Source organism: Nocardiopsis coralli, from assembly GCF_014892575.1.
Taxonomy (GTDB): Bacteria; Actinomycetota; Actinomycetes; order Streptosporangiales; family Streptosporangiaceae; genus Nocardiopsis; species Nocardiopsis coralli.
The window spans coordinates 24152-43548 of record NZ_JADBGI010000004.1 but is presented as its reverse complement, the minus strand read 5'-3'; the positions used below and the strand labels follow the sequence as shown (position 1 = coordinate 43548).

At 69.6% G+C, this 19397-nt stretch carries 15 protein-coding genes and 1 tRNA gene; 12 read left to right on the top strand and 4 right to left on the bottom strand.

All coding sequences use genetic code 11. The annotated features are described in order from the left end of the window. Window positions 1–73: 73 nt before the first annotated feature. On the bottom strand, window positions 74–217 hold the full coding sequence (rpmH, locus tag IDM40_RS05260; RefSeq protein WP_193120780.1) for a 50S ribosomal protein L34: 144 nt from the start codon (window positions 215–217) through the stop codon (window positions 74–76). A gap of 754 nt (window positions 218–971) precedes the next feature. Here rpmH and dnaA point away from each other — a divergent pair. From dnaA to IDM40_RS05215, 9 genes are all read left to right on the top strand, one after another. Further along, window positions 972–2978, top strand: a complete 2007-nt coding sequence (dnaA, locus tag IDM40_RS05255; protein ID WP_235997372.1) for a chromosomal replication initiator protein DnaA — start codon at window positions 972–974, stop codon at window positions 2976–2978. A 1164-nt stretch (window positions 2979–4142) separates the two neighbouring features. Then, window positions 4143–5282, top strand: coding sequence for a DNA polymerase III subunit beta (dnaN, locus tag IDM40_RS05250; protein ID WP_193120778.1), 1140 nt, complete (start codon window positions 4143–4145; stop codon window positions 5280–5282). A gap of 84 nt (window positions 5283–5366) precedes the next feature. Then, the gene (gene gnd, locus IDM40_RS05245; RefSeq protein WP_193120777.1) at window positions 5367–6263 is read left to right on the top strand and encodes a phosphogluconate dehydrogenase (NAD(+)-dependent, decarboxylating); all 897 of its coding nucleotides are present in this window, start codon (window positions 5367–5369) and stop codon (window positions 6261–6263) included. A 79-nt stretch (window positions 6264–6342) separates the two neighbouring features. Next, window positions 6343–7479 carry a DNA replication/repair protein RecF gene (recF, locus tag IDM40_RS05240; protein WP_193120776.1) on the top strand — a complete coding sequence of 379 codons (1137 nt, stop codon included), beginning with the start codon at window positions 6343–6345 and terminating at the stop codon, window positions 7477–7479. A 79-nt stretch (window positions 7480–7558) separates the two neighbouring features. Beyond that, window positions 7559–8017 (top strand): DUF721 domain-containing protein, encoded by a 459-nt coding sequence (locus IDM40_RS05235; protein ID WP_328806944.1) that lies wholly within the window; start codon window positions 7559–7561, stop codon window positions 8015–8017. A 471-nt stretch (window positions 8018–8488) separates the two neighbouring features. After that, a complete protein-coding gene (gyrB, locus tag IDM40_RS05230) occupies window positions 8489–10426 on the top strand; it encodes a DNA topoisomerase (ATP-hydrolyzing) subunit B (RefSeq protein WP_193120775.1) in 1938 nt (645 codons plus the stop codon). Between the two features lie 48 nt (window positions 10427–10474). Then, a complete protein-coding gene (gene gyrA, locus IDM40_RS05225) occupies window positions 10475–13030 on the top strand; it encodes a DNA gyrase subunit A (RefSeq protein WP_193120774.1) in 2556 nt (851 codons plus the stop codon). A 113-nt stretch (window positions 13031–13143) separates the two neighbouring features. Beyond that, the gene (locus IDM40_RS05220) at window positions 13144–13731 is read left to right on the top strand and encodes a DUF3566 domain-containing protein (RefSeq protein WP_193120773.1); all 588 of its coding nucleotides are present in this window, start codon (window positions 13144–13146) and stop codon (window positions 13729–13731) included. 161 nt (window positions 13732–13892) lie between these two features. Further along, window positions 13893–13969, top strand: a tRNA-Ile gene (locus tag IDM40_RS05215). A gap of 54 nt (window positions 13970–14023) precedes the next feature. On the opposite strand, the gene IDM40_RS05210 is transcribed toward IDM40_RS05215, so the two are convergent. Beyond that, a complete protein-coding gene (locus tag IDM40_RS05210) occupies window positions 14024–14386 on the bottom strand; it encodes a nuclear transport factor 2 family protein (RefSeq protein WP_193120772.1) in 363 nt (120 codons plus the stop codon). Between the two features lie 191 nt (window positions 14387–14577). Next, window positions 14578–15039 carry an Lrp/AsnC family transcriptional regulator gene (locus IDM40_RS05205; RefSeq protein ID WP_193120771.1) on the bottom strand — a complete coding sequence of 154 codons (462 nt, stop codon included), beginning with the start codon at window positions 15037–15039 and terminating at the stop codon, window positions 14578–14580. Between the two features lie 111 nt (window positions 15040–15150). Between IDM40_RS05205 and IDM40_RS05200 the strand changes: the two genes are divergently transcribed. The 3 genes from IDM40_RS05200 to IDM40_RS05190 all read left to right on the top strand — a co-directional run bounded on the left by IDM40_RS05200 (window position 15151) and on the right by IDM40_RS05190 (window position 18798). Continuing rightward, complete coding sequence (locus tag IDM40_RS05200) at window positions 15151–15561, top strand: DUF2000 domain-containing protein (RefSeq protein WP_193120770.1); 411 nt, start codon at window positions 15151–15153, stop codon at window positions 15559–15561. Window positions 15562–15691: 130 nt separating this feature from the next. Further along, window positions 15692–18022, top strand: a complete 2331-nt coding sequence (locus IDM40_RS05195) for an ATP-binding cassette domain-containing protein (protein WP_193120769.1) — start codon at window positions 15692–15694, stop codon at window positions 18020–18022. Further along, a complete protein-coding gene (locus IDM40_RS05190; RefSeq protein WP_193120768.1) occupies window positions 18022–18798 on the top strand; it encodes an LLM class flavin-dependent oxidoreductase in 777 nt (258 codons plus the stop codon). Before IDM40_RS05195 ends, IDM40_RS05190 begins: the two co-directional genes overlap by 1 nt. Before the next feature lie 84 nt (window positions 18799–18882). Here IDM40_RS05190 and IDM40_RS05185 read toward each other — a convergent pair whose 3' ends face one another. Continuing rightward, a complete protein-coding gene (locus IDM40_RS05185; protein ID WP_193120767.1) occupies window positions 18883–19302 on the bottom strand; it encodes a CBS domain-containing protein in 420 nt (139 codons plus the stop codon). Window positions 19303–19397 lie beyond the last annotated feature (95 nt).

Genomic DNA, 19397 nt, shown 5'->3' with positions numbered 1-19397 from the left:
GTCTTCCCATGACAAAGGGACCGGCCGGCGAGTGGCCGGACCGGTCCCCGAGAGTGTGGGTCTCGCGCGTGACCTAGTGGCTCACGCTCAGAGCCTTGCGCCCCTTGCGACGGCGCGAGGCGATGATGGCGCGACCGGCGCGCGTACGCATGCGCAGCCGGAAGCCGTGGACCTTAGCGCGACGCCGGTTGTTCGGCTGAAACGTACGCTTGCTCACTTAAGGCTCCAGGGGCGTGTCAGGAAATACATACGACAGACCCCCAGGATATGCGGGGTCGTGCTGTGCTCATGCGCCGAGGACGCGTCACCGAGTACTGAGCACACGGGCGCAGACAGAATCATCGGCATAAGCATAAAGAACATACGGCCTGGCCCGCGTGGGGTCAAATCGGGCCTGTTCAGGGGGTGCGGCCGGGCGGTCCGCCCGCTCTCCCCTCGCGCGCGTGGCCCGCGCGCGAGAGACTGTCGGCCCGGGAGGTGGAGGGGTTCGGCGGAAACCTGTGGACACCGGTTGTCCACAGCGTGTGAGACTTCCACATCCCCGGGCTCCTGTGGATAACCTCAGCCTGTGGATAACTTTCCCCTCGCCGGGGAGCCGCCTGTGCACAACCTCCTCATGATCGTTGCACACATGCCCTGACCTGCGCACTGTGGAAAACCCTGCGCTGTGCACACCCATCTGAGACCCTGTGGACAAACCTGTGCACAACTTGTGGACAAGCGTCCCCGACTGTGGATACTCACCAGTAACCCACAGGGCCGCGCCACCGGCTCCGTGAAGTTGTCCACAGGCCCGGATCCCCTTCAGGGACGCCCGAAGCGTCCCGTCGACCCCCTGTGTGGGAGGACAATGGAGAGTCGCGCCCACACCGGGGCAGCGCGCACGAGCGCACGAACGCCCGAACAGATCCGCACCGAAGGGACAGCACCCATGGCAGGTCACCTTGGCTGATGCACAGGTCAACCTCGCAATGGTCTGGTCCAGCGTGCTGGACGGGATCGACAACGACGCCCTGCCCGCGCACCAGCGCGCCTGGCTTCCGCAGACCCGTCCGCTCGGCCTGATCGAGGACACGGCGCTCATCGCCGCACCGAACGAGTTCACCAAGAAGGTGCTCGAGACCCGGCTCTATCCGGCCATCAGCAAGGCGCTGTCCGGACAGCTGGGCAGGGACATCCGTGTGGCGGTGACGGTCGACCCCACCGCGGTCCCCACGCCACCGCCGACGCCGCAGACCCCCCAACCGGTGCAGCCGCCGCCGTCCTCCCCGGCCCAGCACAACCCTGCCCCGACGCCGTACCCGGAGGCCCCTGCCCAAGGGCCCCAGGCCCAGGGGCCGCAGCACGCCCCTGCGCCCGAGCCGCAGGCACAGCCGCAACCGCAGCCGCCCTTCCAGCCGCCGGAGGAGCGCTACTACAGCGCCCCCGAGCAGAATGAACAGCACTGGGAGAGCAAGCACGCCCGCCCCGCGCCCCAGGAGCACGAGCAGGCCGACCTGCTGCAGCCCGAGCCCCAGGGGTGGGAACGGCGCGGTGCACACGCCGCCCCGCAGGCCGAGCCGCAGCATTATTCCCAGGAGGAGCTGCCGGGCGCGGGCCCCCAGGGTGGGGAGACCGCCTGGCCGACGCACGGTCCCGAGCCGGCCCCGCAGCCCGCTCCTCAGCCGGCCCCGCAACCGGCACCGCAGCCCGCGCCTCAGGCAGCGCCTCAGCCCGAGCCGTGGCGGGCCGAGCCGGGCGGGTGGGCACCGCGGTCGGAGGAGCAGGTCCCCGCGCCCGAGTGGGACGCGCCCAACCGCTGGGAGACCCCTCAGACCCCTCCGGCCGAAGACGCACCCGCGTCCGCCGGGGCCGGGGGACAGACCCCCTCCGACCAGGGCAAGGCGCGCGAGTCCCCCGGGGCGCCGCCCGGCCGCTCACAGGAGGCCCCGCCCAGCGAGCACGCGCGCCTGAACCCGAAGTACACCTTCGACACGTTCGTCATCGGTTCGAGCAACCGCTTCGCGCACGCCGCGTCGGTCGCGGCCGCGGAGGCGCCCGCCAAGGCCTACAACCCGCTGTTCATCCACGGCGGTTCCGGCCTGGGCAAGACCCACCTCCTGCACGCCATCGGGCACTACACGCACCGTCTCTACGAGGGTTCCCGGGTGCGTTACGTCAGCTCCGAGGAGTTCACCAACGAGTTCATCAACTCGATCCGCGACGGCAAGGCGGACGGGTTCCGCCGCCGGTACCGGGACATCGACGTGCTCCTGGTGGACGACATCCAGTTCCTGGAGAACAAGGAGCAGACGCAGGAGGAGTTCTTCCACACGTTCAACACGCTCCACAACTCCGACAAACAGATCGTCATCTCCAGTGACCGGCCGCCCAAGCAGCTGACGACGCTGGAGGACCGGATGCGCAGCCGGTTCGAGTGGGGCCTGCTCACGGACGTGCAGCCGCCGGAGCTGGAGACCCGTATCGCGATCCTGCGCAAGAAGGCCGCGCAGGAGGGCCTGGCGGCGCCGCCGGAGGTCCTGGAGTTCATCGCGAGCAAGATCTCCACGAACATCCGCGAGCTCGAGGGCGCGCTGATCCGCGTCACCGCCTTCGCCAGCCTCAACCGGCAGTCGGTGGACCTGGAGCTGACCGGGCAGGTCCTGCGCGACCTGGTGCCCAGCGACGAGGTCCCCGAGATCACGACCGGCACGATCATGTCCCAGACGGCCGCCTACTTCGGCCTGACCGTGGACGACCTCTGCGGGACCTCGCGTTCGCGTGTGCTCGTGACGGCCCGCCAGATCGCCATGTACCTGTGCCGGGAGCTCACCGAGCTGTCGCTGCCCAAGATCGGGCAGCAGTTCGGCGGCCGCGACCACACGACGGTGATGCACGCCGACCGCAAGGTGCGCGCGCTCATGGCCGAGCGGCGGTCCATCTACAACCAGGTGCACGAGCTCACCAGCCGCATCAAGGACCAGCCCTCGCTGCACTGACCCCCGCCCGCTCCAGGGCATCCGTGACTCCGGGGAGGGCCGACGTCCCTGTCGGCCCTCCCCGTTCTGTGTCGAGGTGTCGACCCGTCGACGGCACGACTTGTCGACGGGTCGACCTGTCCACGGGCCGATGTGTCCCCCCGTGCAGACCCCGCCTCTTCGTCCACAGGTCCACGGGTGATGCGGCCGCCGCCGGCCCTGCGGAAGGCCGCTCACCGCCCTGAGTGCAAGTTATCCACAGGCTTGTGTGTGGATGAGCACCCCGGTGACCGCTGTGCGAGGTACCGTCCCCGACCTGCCCCTTCCTGGCCACAAAGCACCGAACGCCCTGCTCTTCGGGCTGTTCCGGGGTTTCATCCACACCCGAGCCTCCGCCCCCGGACGACCGTGTCAACGGCGGATGTGCACGTTCTTCGGGGTGCCTGTGGAAAACGCTGTGCACAGCATCTTTGTCCCAGTACGAGAGGTACGTCGGGGTGCTCGAAAAAAAATTTTCAGCGATCTCGACTCAGTTGTCCACAGGTGGAGGTCGAATTCTGTGGACAACACTGTGGAAAAGCTGTGGACAAGTGCTCCCGCCCTGTGGGTAACCGGGGTTCAGCTGTGGACGGAGTTCACCCATCATCCGATCACGGGACCTCAGCCTCATGTGGACAACCTGGGGAAAACCTGTGGACGCAGCTGTGGATGCCGTGTGGACAACCTGTGGGCCCTCTTCTTCATCCACAGTGACCCGGAGTTTCCCACAGCTTCACCCACAGGCCCTGTGGACAAAAATTCCGTCTCTGACCTGCAAAGACAATGGTTATCCACACTGTCCACAGGCCCTACTACTACTGCGCACCTTGAGTAACCCAGATGTGGCGTCAAAACAGCTTCGCTGCGAATCTGTGGACAACCGGCCTCGAGAGGGGCCGGAGCAGCGAGGTGTGGTGTCGTCAGCGGCAGCCGGTGAATCCGGGTAACGTGTGGTCTCGCCCCTGTCCCGTCCCGCCCTCAGGTGCGGAGACCCCGACGGGGACCGGGTGACTCCCCCGGTGGTCCACACACTGTGGACATCCACCGGCGACGCGCAGGACCCGGCCACCCCCACAGACACCCACGAGCTGCCAACGTGAAGGCTTCGACCGACGTCGTCGGTCGTGCGGAAAGTGAGTCGGACAAGTGAAGTTCCGGGTCGAACGCGACGTACTGGCCGACGCAGTCGCCTGGACCGCGCGCACTCTCCCGACGCGCCCCTCGGTCCCGGTGCTCGTCGGCATCCTGCTCGAGACCGACGACACCGAGGGCACCCAGCGCGTACGGCTGTCCGGTTTCGACTACGAGGTCTCCACCCAGTCGGTGATCGACGTCGATGTCGAGGAACCCGGCCGCGTCCTTGTGCCCGGCAAGCTGCTCTCCGAGATCACCCGGAACCTTCCTCCACAGACTGTGGAGATCTCCACCGACGGCGCCAAGGCCCTGGTCACCTGCGGCAGCGCGAAGTTCACCATCAACACGATGTCCGTCGACGAGTACCCCACGCTCCCGGAGATGCCCGGTCTGAGCGGGACCGTCGGCAGTGACGCCTTCGCCGCCGCCGTCGGCCAGGTCGCCGTCGCCGCCGGCCGCGACGACACCCTGCCGATGCTCACCGGTGTGCGCGTCGAGATCGAGGGCGAGACCATCACGCTGGCCTCCACCGACCGCTACCGCCTGGCGGTGCGCGAGCTGACCTGGAAGCCGGAGAACCCGGAGCTGTCCGCGGTCGCCCTGGTCCCGGCCAAGACCCTCGCCGACACCGCCAAGTCGCTCACCTCGGGCGCCGAGATCTCGGTGGCCCTGGCCAGCGGCGACACCGGCGACGGCATGATCGGCTTCGAGGGCGGCGGCCGCCGGACCACGACCCGACTCCTGGACGGCGAGTTCCCCAAGTACCGGGCCCTGCTGCCGGACAGCTTCAACTCGGTCGCCGAGATCAACCGGGCCGAGTTCGTCGAGGCCGTCAAGCGCGTCTCCCTGGTCGCCGAGCGCAACACCCCGCTCCGCCTGGCCTTCTCCGAGGGCACGCTGACCCTCGAGGCCGGCACCGGCGAGGACGCCCAGGCCGTGGAGACGCTCGAGGCCGAGCTCGACGGCGACGACATCCAGATCGCCTTCAACTCCGGCTTCCTCCTGGACGGCCTCGGGGCGATCGGCGGCGACGTGGCGCGGCTCAACTTCACCACCTCGACCAAGCCCGCGATCCTCACCGGCAAGCCCGTCGAGGAGGGCGCCGCCCCCGAGTACCGGTACCTGATCATGCCGGTGCGCCTGTCCAACTGATCCGCAGCCGTTCGATTGACTGACACCACCGGCCGCCTGTCGCGGTGGCCGGTGGTCCGCACGTGTCCACAGCTGGGAGGACCCATGCGACTCGGAATGATCGGCCTGGGCAAGATGGGCGGCAACATGGCCGCCCGCCTGCGCGAGAAGGGCCACGAGGTCGTCGGTTACGACGTCACCTCCGACCAGCGCGACGTCGACAGCCTGGCGGCCCTGGTCGCCCGCCTGGAAGCGCCGCGTGTGGTGTGGGTGATGGTCCCGGCCGGCGACCCCACCGCGGCGACCGTCGCCGAACTCGGTGAGCTGCTCGGCGAGGGCGACCTCGTCATCGAGGGCGGCAACACCCACTACGTCGACGACCGGACCCGCGCCGACGCGCTCGCCGCCAAGGGCATCGGGTACCTCGACGCCGGCGTCAGCGGCGGTGTCTGGGGCCGCCAGAACGGCTACGGGATCATGGTCGGCGGCGACGCCGAGCACGTCGAGGCGGCCCGTCCCGTCTTCGAGTCCCTCACCCCCGACGACGGCGGCGGCTTCGTGCACGCGGGTGCCGTCGGTGCCGGCCACTTCGTCAAGATGGTCCACAACGGCATCGAGTACGGCATGATGCAGTCCTTCGCCGAGGGGTACGAGCTCATGGCCGCCTCCGGGATCGTCGACGACGTCCCCGGCACGTTCGAGAGCTGGCGTGAGGGCACCGTCGTGCGCTCCTGGCTGCTGGACCTGCTCGCGCGTGCGCTGGAGGAGGACCCCGAGCTGGCCGAGCTGCGCGGGTACGCCCAGGACTCCGGCGAGGGCCGCTGGACCGTCCAGGCCGCGGTCGACCACGCCGTCCCGGCACCGGCCATGACCGCCGCGCTCTTCGCCCGCTTCGCCTCCCGCCAGGACGACAGCCCGGCCATGAAGGTCGTCGCGGCCCTGCGCAACCAGTTCGGCGGCCACGCCGTCACCAAGTCCGCCGAGGACACCCCCTCCGCCTGAGCCGCGTCCGGCCGGGGCGACGTCCGTATCCGCCCCGGCCCGACCCCGTTCTCATGCCACCCCCGAGGAGGAAGGCCGGATGTACGTCTCCCACCTGCAACTGGCCGACTTCCGGTCCTACGGCGAGGCCCTCCTGGAACTCTCGCCCGGGGTCACCGTGTTCGTCGGCGCCAACGGCCAGGGCAAGACCAACCTGATCGAGGCGCTCGGTTACGTGGCGACCCTCAGCAGCCACCGGGTCTCGTCCGACACCCCGCTCGTGCGCCAGGGCGCGCCGCGGGCGATCATCCGCACCAAGATCGTGCGGGACGAGCGGTCGATGGTCGTGGACCTGGAGCTCAACCCCGGCAAGGCCAACCGGGCCCGCATCAACCAGTCCCCCGCCCAGCGCCCGCGTGAGGTGCTCGGCGCGCTGCGCACCGTCCTGTTCGCCCCCGAGGACCTCTCGTTGGTCAAGGGCGACCCCGGCGAACGCAGACGCTTCCTGGACGATCTCCTGGTCTCGCGCGCCCCGCGCATGGCGGGGGTGCGTTCCGACTACGAGCGGGTGTTGAAGCAGCGCAACGCCCTGCTGAAATCCGCGTCGGGCCGTATGTTCTCCCGCAAGGGCGCACCCCCGGACCTGAGCACCCTCGAGGTGTGGGACGCCCATCTGGCCGAGACCGGTGCCGAGCTGCTCGCGGCCCGCCTGTCCCTTGTGGACGACCTGCGCCCGCTGGTCGAGGAGGCCTACGCCGGGCTCACCGACTCCGGCGGCCCCGCGCGGCTGGCCTACCGTTCCTCCATCGACCCGGACGCCCCGGAACCCGCGCCCGACCGCGAGGCCCTCACTGCGGCGCTGCGGTCGGCGATGGCCGAGGCCCGCGACCGTGAACTGCAGCGCGGGGTCAGCCTGGTGGGCCCGCACCGCGACGATCTGGTGCTGAGCCTGGGAGAGCTGCCGGCGAAGGGGTACGCGAGCCAGGGCGAGTCCTGGTCGTTCGCGCTGTCGCTGAAACTGTCGGCCTTCGGGCTGTTGCGCGAGGAGAGCGACGACCCGGTGCTGATCCTGGACGACGTGTTCGCCGAGCTGGACGCCGAACGCCGCCGGAGACTGGCGGAACGGGTGCGCGACGCCGAGCAGGTGTTGGTGACCGCTGCCGTCGAGGACGACATCCCCAAGGAGCTCGACGGCGCCCGTTTCGTGGTGCGCGACGGGGGCGTCGGTGATGGATGAGTTCCTTCCACAGCCTGTGGACGGCCCCGGCCGCCCACAAGGCCCCGGGTCCGGTGCGGCGCAAGGGCATCCACAACCTGTGGATGCCCCCTCCCCCGCGGACGAGGCGCCGCAGGCCTCCGGTGCCGACCTGGCCCGCCAGGCCCTGGCGCGGGCCCGAGCCCAGGCGCGTGAGCGCGGGGGCGACACGCGTGCCCCCCGCCGCCATCGCCGCCGTGGCCGATTGCGGTCACGCGACGAGCCCCAGATGTTCGGCGACGCGGTCCGTACGTGGCTGATCGAACACGGATGGCAGGAGCAGGTGGCCATCGGAGGGGTCTTCGGGCGGTGGTCCGACATCGTGGGTGAGTTCAACGCCAGTCGGCTCCAGCCGGAGAGTTTTTCGGAGGGCGAGCTGGTCGTCGTGGCCGATTCACCGACCATGGCGGCCCAGGCGCGAACGATGGTGCGGCCCTTGATGAAGAAGCTCAACGAGGAGCTGGGTGACGGCACCGTCCTGGCCATCAAGGTCCGAGGGCCCGGTTCGCGCCGCCGTTGACCCCTGTGGCGCAGGACGCGCCTTCTGTCGCGTTCCGATGTTTCAGCAGGTCACAGGGGTGAAAGACTGGTTCTCCCGTGATGCGTGAGCCTTCGGGGGCGCCCGTGAAGCGGGTTCGGTGGAGTGTTGCCGGTCACTTGTGCCCTCAAGGCCGCTGAAGGCGTCACCGGCTCTCGGAGGGCCCGTTCCGCGTGAGGGGGCTCGCGTCCCTCGCTGAAAATTCGTTGTGAGGCGGCACAGGGCCGCCAATGCCACTTTGTCGCACCACGCGAGGTATCATGGAGCCGGTTCTTCAGACGCCCCCAAGCCGGTACCACGCCCCAAGCAGAGGGTGGACGGACGGCCCGTACGGCGAGCGCTGATCCCCAGGTGCCGAGGTGAGTCGGTCCCTGCGGGCAGCCCTGCCGCGGGCCCACCCGTCGCCTCCTCCGTACCGGTGGACGGGTGTCCCCAGCAGGAGGGTGTTCCCACTTGGCCTACGACGCTCGATCAATCACTGTCCTCGAGGGGCTTGAGGCAGTACGCAAGCGCCCCGGGATGTACATCGGTTCCACCGGAGAGCGGGGCCTGCACCACCTGGTCTACGAGGTGGTCGACAACTCCGTCGACGAGGCGATGGCGGGCCACGCCGACGCCATCGAGGTGACGCTGCTCGCCGACGGCGGCGTGCGCGTCGCCGACAACGGCCGAGGCATCCCCACCGACCTCCACCCCGTGGAGAAACGACCCGCGGTCGAACTCGTCCTCACGACGCTGCACGCCGGCGGCAAGTTCGACGACAAGTCCTACGCGGTCTCCGGCGGTCTGCACGGTGTCGGTGTCTCCGTCGTCAACGCGCTGTCGTCCTCCCTCGACGTGGAGATCCACCGGGACGGCCACATCTGGCGCCAGCACTACGAGATGACGCGCCCGACCGGCGACCTCGTCCGGGGTGAGGAGGCCACGCGCACCGGTACCCAGATCACCTTCTGGCCGGACGCGGGCATCTTCGAGACGACCACGTTCTCCTACGAGACGCTCTCCCGTCGGATGCAGGAGATGGCCTTCCTCAACAAGGGGCTGTCCATCTCCATCCGCGACGAGCGCCCCGATTTCGTGGACGACGGCCCCGTGGTCAACACGTACCACTACGAGAACGGCCTCTCGGACTACGTCGACTACATCAACTCCAAGAAGGAGCCGGCGCACGCGTCGATCATCTCCTTCGAGGAGGACGGCGACGGCATCTCGGTCGAGATCGCCATGCAGTGGAACCAGTCCTACACCTCGTCGGTGCACACCTTCGCCAACACGATCAACACGGCGGAGGGCGGCACGCACGAGGAAGGGTTCCGCACCGCGCTCACCGCGCTGATCAACCGGTACGCGCGCGATCAGAAGCTGCTGCGCGACAAGGACGACAACCTCACCGGTGACGACATCCGCGAGGGTCTGACCGCGATCATCTCGGTCAAGCTGGCCGACCCCCAGTTCGAGGGGCAGACCAAGACCAAGCTCGGCAACACCGAGGCCAAGTCCTTCGTCCAGAAGGTCACCAACGAGCACCTGCGCGACTGGCTCGAGCGCAACCCCGGCGAGGCCAAGGACATCGTCTCCAAGGCCAGCCAGGCCGCGCGCGCCCGCGTGGCCGCGCGCCAGGCGCGCGACCTCACCCGCCGCAAGACCCTCCTCGAGACCACGTCCCTTCCGGGCAAGCTGTCGGACTGCCAGTCCACCAACCCGGAGGAGTGCGAGGTCTACATCGTCGAGGGCGACTCGGCGGGCGGTTCCGCGAAGGGTGGCCGCGACCCGCACCACCAGGCGATCCTGCCGATCCGAGGCAAGATCCTGAACGTGGAGAAGTCGCGCATCGACCGGATCCTCAAGAACAACGAGGTCCAGGCGATCATCACCGCCCTGGGCACCGGGATCCACGAGGACTTCGACGCGAGCAAGCTGCGGTACCACAAGATCATCCTCATGGCCGACGCCGACGTCGACGGCCAGCACATCCGCACCCTGCTGCTCACCCTGCTGTTCCGCTTCATGAAGCCCCTGGTCGAGGCCGGCAACGTCTACCTCGCCATGCCGCCGCTCTACAAGATCAAGTGGGACCAGCGCGGCTCCGACGCCGACTACGCGTTCTCCGACGCCGGGCGCGACCGCGCCATCGAGGCCGGTATCGCGCAGGGCAAGCGGGACCCGCGCCCCCGCGACCTGGTCCAGCGGTTCAAGGGCCTCGGCGAGATGAACGCCAACGAACTGTGGGACACCACGATGGACCCGGCACGGCGGGTTCTGGCCCAGGTCAGCTTGGACGACGCCGCTCAGGCCGACGAGATGTTCAGCGTGCTCATGGGCGAGGACGTCGAGTCCCGGCGCTCCTTCATCCAGCGCAACGCCAAGGACGTCCGTTTCCTGGACATCTGACCCGGCGGAACCCAGCTCCACGACTCCTCGAAGAAGGGATCGACATCCGTGGCGGATGCGAACAACCCGGACGCTCCCACGGGCGAGCACGACCGGATCGAACCAGTCGACATCCAGGTCGAGATGCAGCGCAGCTACCTCGACTACGCGATGTCGGTCATCGTCGGCCGTGCCCTGCCCGATGTGCGTGACGGCCTCAAGCCGGTCCACCAGCGCGTGCTCTACGCCATGTACGACGGCGGGTACCGACCCGACCGCGGGTACTTCAAGTGTGCCCGCGTCGTCGGCGACGTCATGGGTAACTACCACCCGCACGGCGACAGCGCCATCTACGACACCCTGGTCCGCCTGGCCCAGTGGTGGTCGATGCGCATGCCGCTGGTCGACCCCAACGGCAACTTCGGTTCGCCCGGCAACGACCCGGCCGCCGCGATGCGTTACACCGAGTCCAAGCTCGCGCCGCTGGCGATGGAGATGCTCCGGGACATCGACAAGGAGACCGTCGATTTCCGGCCCAACTACGACGGCCGCTCCCAGGAGCCCGTGGTCCTCCCGGCCCGCTTCCCGAACCTGCTGGTGAACGGCTCGTCGGGCATCGCGGTCGGTATGGCCACCAACATCCCGCCGCACAACCTGCGCGAGGTCGCCGAGGGCGTCAACTGGTACCTCGACAACCCGGAGACCGACGACGAGGAGCTCCTCGAGGCGCTCATCGCGCGGGTGAAGGGCCCCGACTTCCCCACCCGCGGCCTCATCGTGGGCCGCCGCGGGATCGAGGAGGCCTACCGCACCGGGCGCGGTTCCATCACGATGCGCGCGGTCGTCGAGGTCGAGGAGGACAGCCGCGGGCGCCAGATCCTCGTCGTCACCGAGCTGCCCTACCAGGTCAACCCGGACAACCTCGCGCTGAAGATCGCCGACCTGGTCAAGGACGGCAAGATCAGCGGCATCGCCGACGTGCGGGACGAGAGCAGCGGCCGCACCGGGCAGCGCCTGGTCGTGGTGCTCAAGCGCGACGCGGTCGCCAAGGTCGTGCTCAACAACCTGTACAAGCACACGCAGCTGCAGGAGACGTTCGGCGCGAACATGCTCGCGCTGGTCGACGGTGTACCGCGCACCCTGCGCCTGGACCAGATGATCCGCCACTGGGTCAAGCACCAGGTCGAGGTCATCGTCCGCCGCACGCAGTACCTGCTGCGCAAGGCCGAGGAGCGGGCCCACATCCTGCGTGCGCTCCTGCGCGCGATGGACCGCATCGACGAGGTCATCAACCTCATCCGCGGCAGCGCCTCCGCCGACGACGCCCGTACGGGTCTCATGGAGCTGCTCGAGATCGACGACGTGCAGGCGCGCGCGATCCTCGACATGCAGTTGCGCAAGCTCGCCGCCCTGGAGCGCAACCAGCTCACGTCCGAGTACGACGAGCTCATGGCGCAGATCGCCGACTACAACGACATCCTCGGGTCGGACGTGCGCCAGCGCTCGATCATCCGCTCCGAGCTCGGCGAGATCGTCGAGAAGTACGGCAACGAGCGGCGCACGCACATCATCCCCTTCGAGGGCGACATGCGCATGGAGGACTTCATCGCGGAGGAGGACGTGGTCGTCACGATCTCCCGCGGTGGGTACGCCAAGCGCACCCGCGTCGACAGCTACCGCGCCCAGAAGCGCGGCGGCAAGGGCGTGCGCGGTGCCCAGCTCAAGCAGGACGACATCGTCCAGCACTTCTTCGTCACCACGACCCACCACTGGATCCTCTGCTTCACGAACCAGGGGCGGGTCTACCGGATGAAGGCCTACGAGCTGCCCGAGGCCGCACGCGACGCCCGCGGCCAGCACGTGGCGAACCTGCTCCCGTTCCAGCCGGACGAGGAGATCGCGCAGATCATGGCGCTGCGCGACTACGAGGCCGCCCCGTACCTGGTGCTGGCGACCCGGGCCGGCCTGGTCAAGAAGTCCCGCCTGGGCGACTTCGACTCCGCCCGTTCGGCCGGCATCATCGCGATCAACCTGCGTGAGGACGACGAGCTCATCGCCGCCCGCCTGGTCTTCTCCGAGGACGACCTGCTGCTGATCTCCAGCGACGCGCAGGCGATCCGGTTCCCGGCCTCGGACGAGTCGCTGCGTCCCATGGGCCGGGCGACCAGCGGTGTGATCGGTATGCGGTTCCTCGAGGGCGGCCACCTGCTGTCCATGGACGTGATCCGGCCCGGCGACGGTGCCACCGACATCCTGGTCACCACCGAGAACGGTTACGCCAAGCGCACGCCCTCCGACCAGTACCCGGTGCAGAACCGGGGCGGCAAGGGTGTGCTGACCGCCAAGGTCGTCGAGGCCCGCGGCGAGATCGTCGGGGCCATGACGGTCGACCCCGAGGAGGACGAGATCTTCGCGATCACCTCCATCGGCGGGGTCATCCGTACCGGCGTGGACGAGATCAAGCAGTCCGGCCGCACCACCATGGGTGTGCGCCTGATGAACCTCGACAACGGCAACAAGATCATCGCCGTGGCGCGCAACGCCGAGGCCGCGGGCGAGGCCGAGGCCGAGGAGGCCGACACGGAGGGGTCCGAGGTCGACGACACGCCGGACGCCGAGGCCTAGACTGCGCGGTACGTCCCGATGTATTTCGGTTCCCGTGGGCCCCGGATCCCAGGGCCCACGGGTAACCACGGCGCCACCACCGTTCTCAACGAAAGTCCAGCGGTAACGTTTCTATGTCTGACAACGAGCGGAACTCCACCTCGAACGACTCCGACGCGGACGGTGTCGACACGGCTGTTGAGAAGGACGCGGGCGGGTCCACCGCGGAGACCGCTTCTTCGGAGACCGGTTCCTCGGCCGAGAGCGGGGAGAGCGGCGGCGCGGAGGCGACCGACACCTCCTCGGTCCCGGAGGGCCCCACCGCGGTGAAGGCGACGATGTCCAGCCGCAAGGCGCACCTGACGGTCTCCCGGGTGGAGCCGTGGTCGGTGATGAAGTTCAGCTTCGTCGTCTCGCTGGTCTGCTTCATCATCCTGTTCGTGGCGGTCGCGGTCATCTACGCGACGCTGTCGGTGCTCGGCGTCTTCGACGAGCTCACGGCGATGATCACGGCGCTGCTGGAGGGCGACGGGGGCGAGGACGAGCTCGGGCTGAACCCCGCCGCATGGTTCTCCCCCGGCCGGGTGCTCGGTTACACCGGTGTGGTCGGTGCCCTCAACATCGTGCTGCTCACCGCGCTGTCCACGGTGGGCGCCATGCTGTACAACCTGGTCGCGGACCTGGTGGGCGGCGTCGACATCACCCTGTCCGAGGCCGAGTAGCCGGCGCCGGAGGGGCTCGGCCGCCGGTTGGTCCGAGCACTCCCGAAGGGCGATAAAATGGGAGGTGGAGAAGGACGCGGGCTCCGTGTCCCTCCGCCTTCCTCGTCCGGGATCCGGTTCGCTCCGGTCTTCCGGATGCGGTAGAGTTCCACTCGGAACGCGGGCGTATAGCTCAGTCGGTTAGAGCGCATCCCTGATAAGGATGAGGCCCCAGGTTCAAGTCCTGGTACGCCCACCAGCGAAAAGACCCCCTTCGGGGGGTCTTTTTTTGTGCCCGTGCGCCACAGGTGCGTCAGGGCAGGGGTGTCTGCTGGTAGAGCGCGAGGCGCCACCGGCCGCCGGTGTAGCGGTACGTGCTGGCCATGCGGGCCTCGAACGGCGGCTCGTCCCCCCTGTGAGCGCGGCCCGTGTAGACGAGCGCCGCGGAGTCCGGTCCGGTGTCGATGCGGCGGACGCCGGTGAGCTCGTAGGTGTCCCACGTCGGTGCCTGGTCGAGCGAGGCGATGACGGCGTCCCGGTCGAACACCGATCCGTCGGCCAGGACCATGGCGCCGTCCTCGGTCATGAGCTCGCCGTAGAAGGTGTCGCCCGTGCCCTCGCACAGGGAGCGCCATCCTTCGTGTTCCAGGGCGAGGAGTTCGTCGGTCGTGTCCACGGTGCCTCCCGGTGGTGGTTCCCCTGGATCTCAGCACGCGGAGCCCCGGGTCGGCAAGGCCTCGGTTGCGGCCTGTCCCATTGGTGACCTGCGGACCTGTCGACGTGTCGACAGGTCGCCGTGCAGGCACGGGCTCACTTCCTTGTTTTCCTGCTTGTTTAATTGACTTTGGGTGGGCGAGGCCGGCCGCCTCACACGTCGGGGAGCCGGTCGCGCACGTGCTTGTGGTCGCTGGCGTAGATGATCTGGCTCCGGAACCCCACGACCTCCTTGCGGCGGCTCAGCCGGTCGATGAGGAACGCGTGCAGGTGGTCGAGGTCCTGCACGGCCACGTGCACGAGGAAGTCGTCGTCGCCGGCGACCACGTACACCGCCAGTACCTCGGGCAGGTCGATGAGGGCCTTGCGGAACCCGTCGATCACCGGACGGCTCAGCGGCCGCAGACGGGTGCTGACGAAGGCCTCGACGCCCCGGTTGAGCGCGCGCGGGTCGATCTCGGCGTGGTACCCCCGCAGGACCCCTCGCTCGTGCAGCGCGCGCACGCGCTCCAGGCAGGTCGACGGGGCGATCCCCACCCTGCGCGCGAGCTCCCGGTTGGTCTGCCGCGCATCCGTTTGGAGTTCGCGCACGATCGCCGTATCGAGTTCGTCCATCGGCCGCCTCACCTCGATCTTCCGAATGATGTTCAGATCTCTGGCTCTGAATCCGGGCGTATGTCTAGTGTATTGACCGTAACGCCGATCATCCGCATCTGTGAGGTCACTGTGTCCGACCGCAAGCTTGTCATCGCGCTCCAGGAGGACCTGTCCCCGGCACTGGCTGCCAACGCCGCCGCGGTCCTCGGGCTCGCCCTGGGTGGGCGCCTGGAGGGCTCCGTCGCCGGGGACTCCGAGGACGCCTCCGGGGGTGTGCATGCCGGGCTCAACCCGCACCCGGTGCCTACACTCACCGCGAGCGCCGACCGTCTCGGTGAGTTGCACGCCAAGGCGGCCGCCCGTAAGGATGTCGTGGTCGTGGGCTTCAACGAGGTGGCGCGCAGGTCCCGCACCTACGAGGCCTACACCGAGGCCCTCGCCCGGACCCCCGCCGAGGACGTCGCCCACGTGGGTGTGGCCCTGTTCGGACCCCGCAACGCGGTCACCCGCCTGACCAAACGCCTGCCCCTCATGGCCTGATCACCATGTCGAGGGGACGCCTTGTCGACAGGTCACCGAAACGGCCTGTCGACCTCCGGGGCCACGTGTTTGCGGAACCACGACCCCGCATCGACAACACATAGAGCCCCGGGAGGGCAGAACCCTGGCCATGGACCCCACCGACGGCCGCATCCACGTGCGCGGCGCGCGGATCCACAACCTCCGCGACGTCCACGTCTCCGTGCCGCGCGACGCCCTCGTGGCCTTCACCGGGGTCTCCGGTTCCGGGAAGTCGTCGTTGGCGTTCGGGACCCTCTTCGCGGAGGCGCAGCACCGGTACATGGAGTCGGTCGCCCCCTACGCCCGGCGCCTGCTCCAGCAGCTGCCCGCTCCGGAGGTCGACGACATCACCGGCCTGCCGCCGGCCGTCGCACTGGCGCAGGCCCGTTCGGCGCCGTCGGGGCGGTCCACCGTCGGCACGCTCACGATGGTGTCCAACTCGCTGCGCATGCTGTTCTCGCGGGCCGGCCACTATCCGCCCGGGGCCGAGCGCCTGGACTCCGACTCCTTCTCCCCGAACACCGCCGTGGGCGCCTGCCCGGTGTGCCACGGGGAGGGGGTGGAGCACGAGGTCACCGAGGACTCCCTCGTCCCCGACCCCTCGTCGAGCATCGCCGAGGGTGCGATCGCCGCCTGGCCGGGCGCGTGGCAGAGCAAGAACCTGCGCGATGTGCTCGACACCCTCGGGTACGACGTGCACCGGCCCTGGAGCGAGCTCCCGCAGGCCGAACGCGACTGGATCCTGTTCACCGAGGAACAGCCGGTCGTCACGGTGCACCCCGTGCGCGACCCGGGCCGGATCCACCGCCCGTACCAGGGGCAGTACAGCAGCGCCCGGCGCCTGGTGCTCAAGGCGTTCGCGGGTTCGGCGAGCGAGTCCCGGCGCAAGCGCGCGGAGCGGTACATGGTCGACCGGGTCTGCCCCGAGTGCGGCGGGCACCGGCTGCGGCGCGAGGCCCTGCGGGTCACGTTCGCCGGGCACACGGTCACCGAGGCGGCCGCCCTGCCGCTGACCGCGCTGGCCGACCTCCTGCGCCCCTGGCTGGGAACGGAGGGGGCGGCGTCCACCCTGGCCGAGGACATCGTGGGGCGCGTCGAGGTCCTGGCCGAGCTCGGCCTCGGTTACCTGAGCACCGACCGGCCCGCGCCCACGCTCTCCAGCGGCGAGATGCAGCGCATCCGTCTGGCCACGCAGCTGCGCACCGCCCTGTTCGGGGTGGTCTACGTGCTCGACGAACCCTCCGCGGGCCTGCACCCGGCCGATTGCGAGGCGCTGTCCGGGATCCTGCGTCGATTGCGCGACGGCGGCAACACCGTCTGTTTCGTCGAGCACGACCTGGACGTGGTTCGCGGCGCCGACTGGGTCGTGGACGTGGGGCCGGGCGCCGGCGAGAACGGCGGACACGTGCTCTACAGCGGCCCCGTCGACGGGCTCGCCGGGGTCGAGGGTTCGCAGACCCGGCGGTACCTGTTCGAGCACCGGGTCCCCGAACGCCGTCCCCACACCCCGTCCGGGCAGCTGGAGGTGCGCGGGCTGGAACGCAACAACCTCCGCGGTCTCGACGTGGACGTCCCCCTGGGTGTGCTGACCGCCGTGACCGGGGTGTCCGGGGCGGGGAAGTCCAGCCTGCTCACCGGGGTCGCCGAGCGCGCCGCCGAACGGGGCCGGGCGGTGTGGGTCGACCAGCAGCCCATCGGGCGCACGCCCCGCTCCAACCTGGCCACCTACACCGGGCTGTTCGACACCGTGCGCAAGTTGTTCGCCGCCACCGACACGGCCCGCGAACACGGGTACGGGCCCGGACGGTTCTCCTTCAACGTCACCGGCGGCCGCTGCCCCACCTGCGAGGGCGAAGGGTTCGTCTCGGTGGAGCTGCTCTTCCTGCCGACGACCTACGCGCCCTGTCCGACCTGCGGAGGGTCCCGCTACAACCCGGACACGCTGCGGGTGGCTTATCGCGGGCGCACCATCGCCGACGTCCTCGACCTGTCGGTGGAGGACGCGCTCGCCTTCTTCGACGACGTTCCCGCGGTCCGGCGCTCCCTCGACACCCTGAACGCCGTCGGCCTCGGTTACCTGCGGCTGGGGCAGCCCGCCACGGAGCTCTCCGGCGGGGAGGCCCAGCGCATCAAGCTCGCCACCGAACTGCAGCGCCGCCGTGTCGCCGACACCGTGTACCTGCTGGACGAACCCACCTCCGGACTGCACCCTCACGACACCGACGTGCTCATGCTCCGCCTGCAGGACCTCATCGACGCCGGGGCGACCGTCGTTGCCGCCGAGCACGACATGCGGGTGGTCTCGGTGGCCGACCACGTGATCGACCTCGGCCCCGACGGGGGCGCGGCCGGTGGTCGGGTCGTCGCGGAGGGCACACCGGCCCACGTCGCCGCCGCGCCCGAGAGCCGGACCGGTGCCTATCTGAAGGGACTGCTGTGATGCGCCACGGTCTGTACCTGCCGCCGTTCGGGGAGCTGTCCGACCCCGCCGTCCTCGCCGAGCTGGCCGTACGCGCCGAGAACGCCGGCTACGACGGGGTGTTCCTGTGGGACCACGTGGCGCGCCCGCTCAACCCGGGCCTGCCGGTGTGCGACCCGTGGATCGCGCTCGCCGCGATGGCCTCCCGCACCGAACGTGTCGTGCTGGGAACGCGCGTCACCCCGCTCTCCCGGCGCAGGCCGGAGATGGTCGCCCGGCAGGCCGTGGCCCTGGACCACCTCAGCGGGGGACGCTTCGTGCTCGGGGCGGGGCTCGGCGGGGACACCGGCGGTGAGTTCTCGCGCCTGGGCGAGACGACCGGTGCGCGCGAGCGGGCGGGCATGCTCGACGAGGCCCTCGACGTGATCTGCCGCCTGTGGACCGGCGAGGAGGTCCACCACGAGGGCACGCACTACCGGGTTGACGGGCTCCGGTTCCTGCCGCGCCCGGTTCAGCGCCCCCGCATCCCGGTGTGGGTGGCCGCTCAGTCGACCAGCGCCGCACCCCTGCGCCGTGCTGCGCGGTACGAGGGGCTGTGCCCGGAGACCGACCCCGACGGGTTGTGGGAGATGCTCGCGTCGGTCTCCGAACACCGCGGCGGACTGGACGGGTACGAGGTCGCCGTCGGCGGCCCGCCCGGGCAGGACGCCGCCCCGTTCCGGGACGCCGGCGCCACGTGGTGGCTGACCCAGTTCCCGGAGGTCACGACCGTCGCCGACGTCGAGGAGGCCCTCTGACCCGGCGCCGTGTCGCCGTGGCGTCCTGCATGTCACCGTGTCGACATGGCGCCATGACCGCATGACGCCACGGAAACGGGGCTTTCAGTCCACGCTCAGGACCTCGACGAGGTCACCGACCGCCGGGTTGGGCAGGGCCGTGGCGATGTCGGCGACGGTGACCATCCCGACCAGCTCCGTGCCGTCGATGACCGGAAGGCGCTTGACCCCCTTGTCGACCATGGTGTTCAGTACGACGTCGACCGGGTCGTCGGCGCCCGCGGTGACCGCTTCCCCCTGGTTGAGGCTGCCCGCCGGGTCGGCGAGCTCCTTGCCCCCGGCGAGTCCGCGCACGACGATGTCCCGGTCGGTCAGCACCCCCTTGAGCCGACCGTCCTGGCCGCAGATCGGAAGGGCGCCCACCCCGTCGCCGGCCATGAGCTCCGCCGCCTTCTGGAGCGAGTCGTCCGTGCCGATGCAGCGCGGATCCGGTGTCATGACTTCGCGCACCGTGGTCAGTGCCATCGCTGATCCCCCAATTCTGGCGATGTTCTTCCGGAGCTCCGATCGGGTTCGGCCCCGCGAGCGGGACGAATCGGGCTCGGACCTGCCCTGCCCGT

Bases quoted from the DNA above. Each gene is read 5' to 3' on its own strand.
- dnaA (WP_235997372.1), top strand. From the start codon at position 972: ATGGTCTGGTCCAGCGTGCTGGACGGGATCGACAACGACGCCCTGCCC.
- gnd (WP_193120777.1), top strand. From the start codon at position 5,367: ATGCGACTCGGAATGATCGGCCTGGGCAAGATGGGCGGCAACATGGCC.
- recF (WP_193120776.1), top strand. From the start codon at position 6,343: ATGTACGTCTCCCACCTGCAACTGGCCGACTTCCGGTCCTACGGCGAG.
- IDM40_RS05220 (WP_193120773.1), top strand. From the start codon at position 13,144: ATGTCTGACAACGAGCGGAACTCCACCTCGAACGACTCCGACGCGGAC.
- IDM40_RS05205 (WP_193120771.1), bottom strand. From the start codon at position 15,039: ATGGACGAACTCGATACGGCGATCGTGCGCGAACTCCAAACGGATGCG.
- IDM40_RS05195 (WP_193120769.1), top strand. From the start codon at position 15,692: ATGGACCCCACCGACGGCCGCATCCACGTGCGCGGCGCGCGGATCCAC.
- IDM40_RS05190 (WP_193120768.1), top strand. From the start codon at position 18,022: ATGCGCCACGGTCTGTACCTGCCGCCGTTCGGGGAGCTGTCCGACCCC.
- IDM40_RS05185 (WP_193120767.1), bottom strand. From the start codon at position 19,302: ATGGCACTGACCACGGTGCGCGAAGTCATGACACCGGATCCGCGCTGC.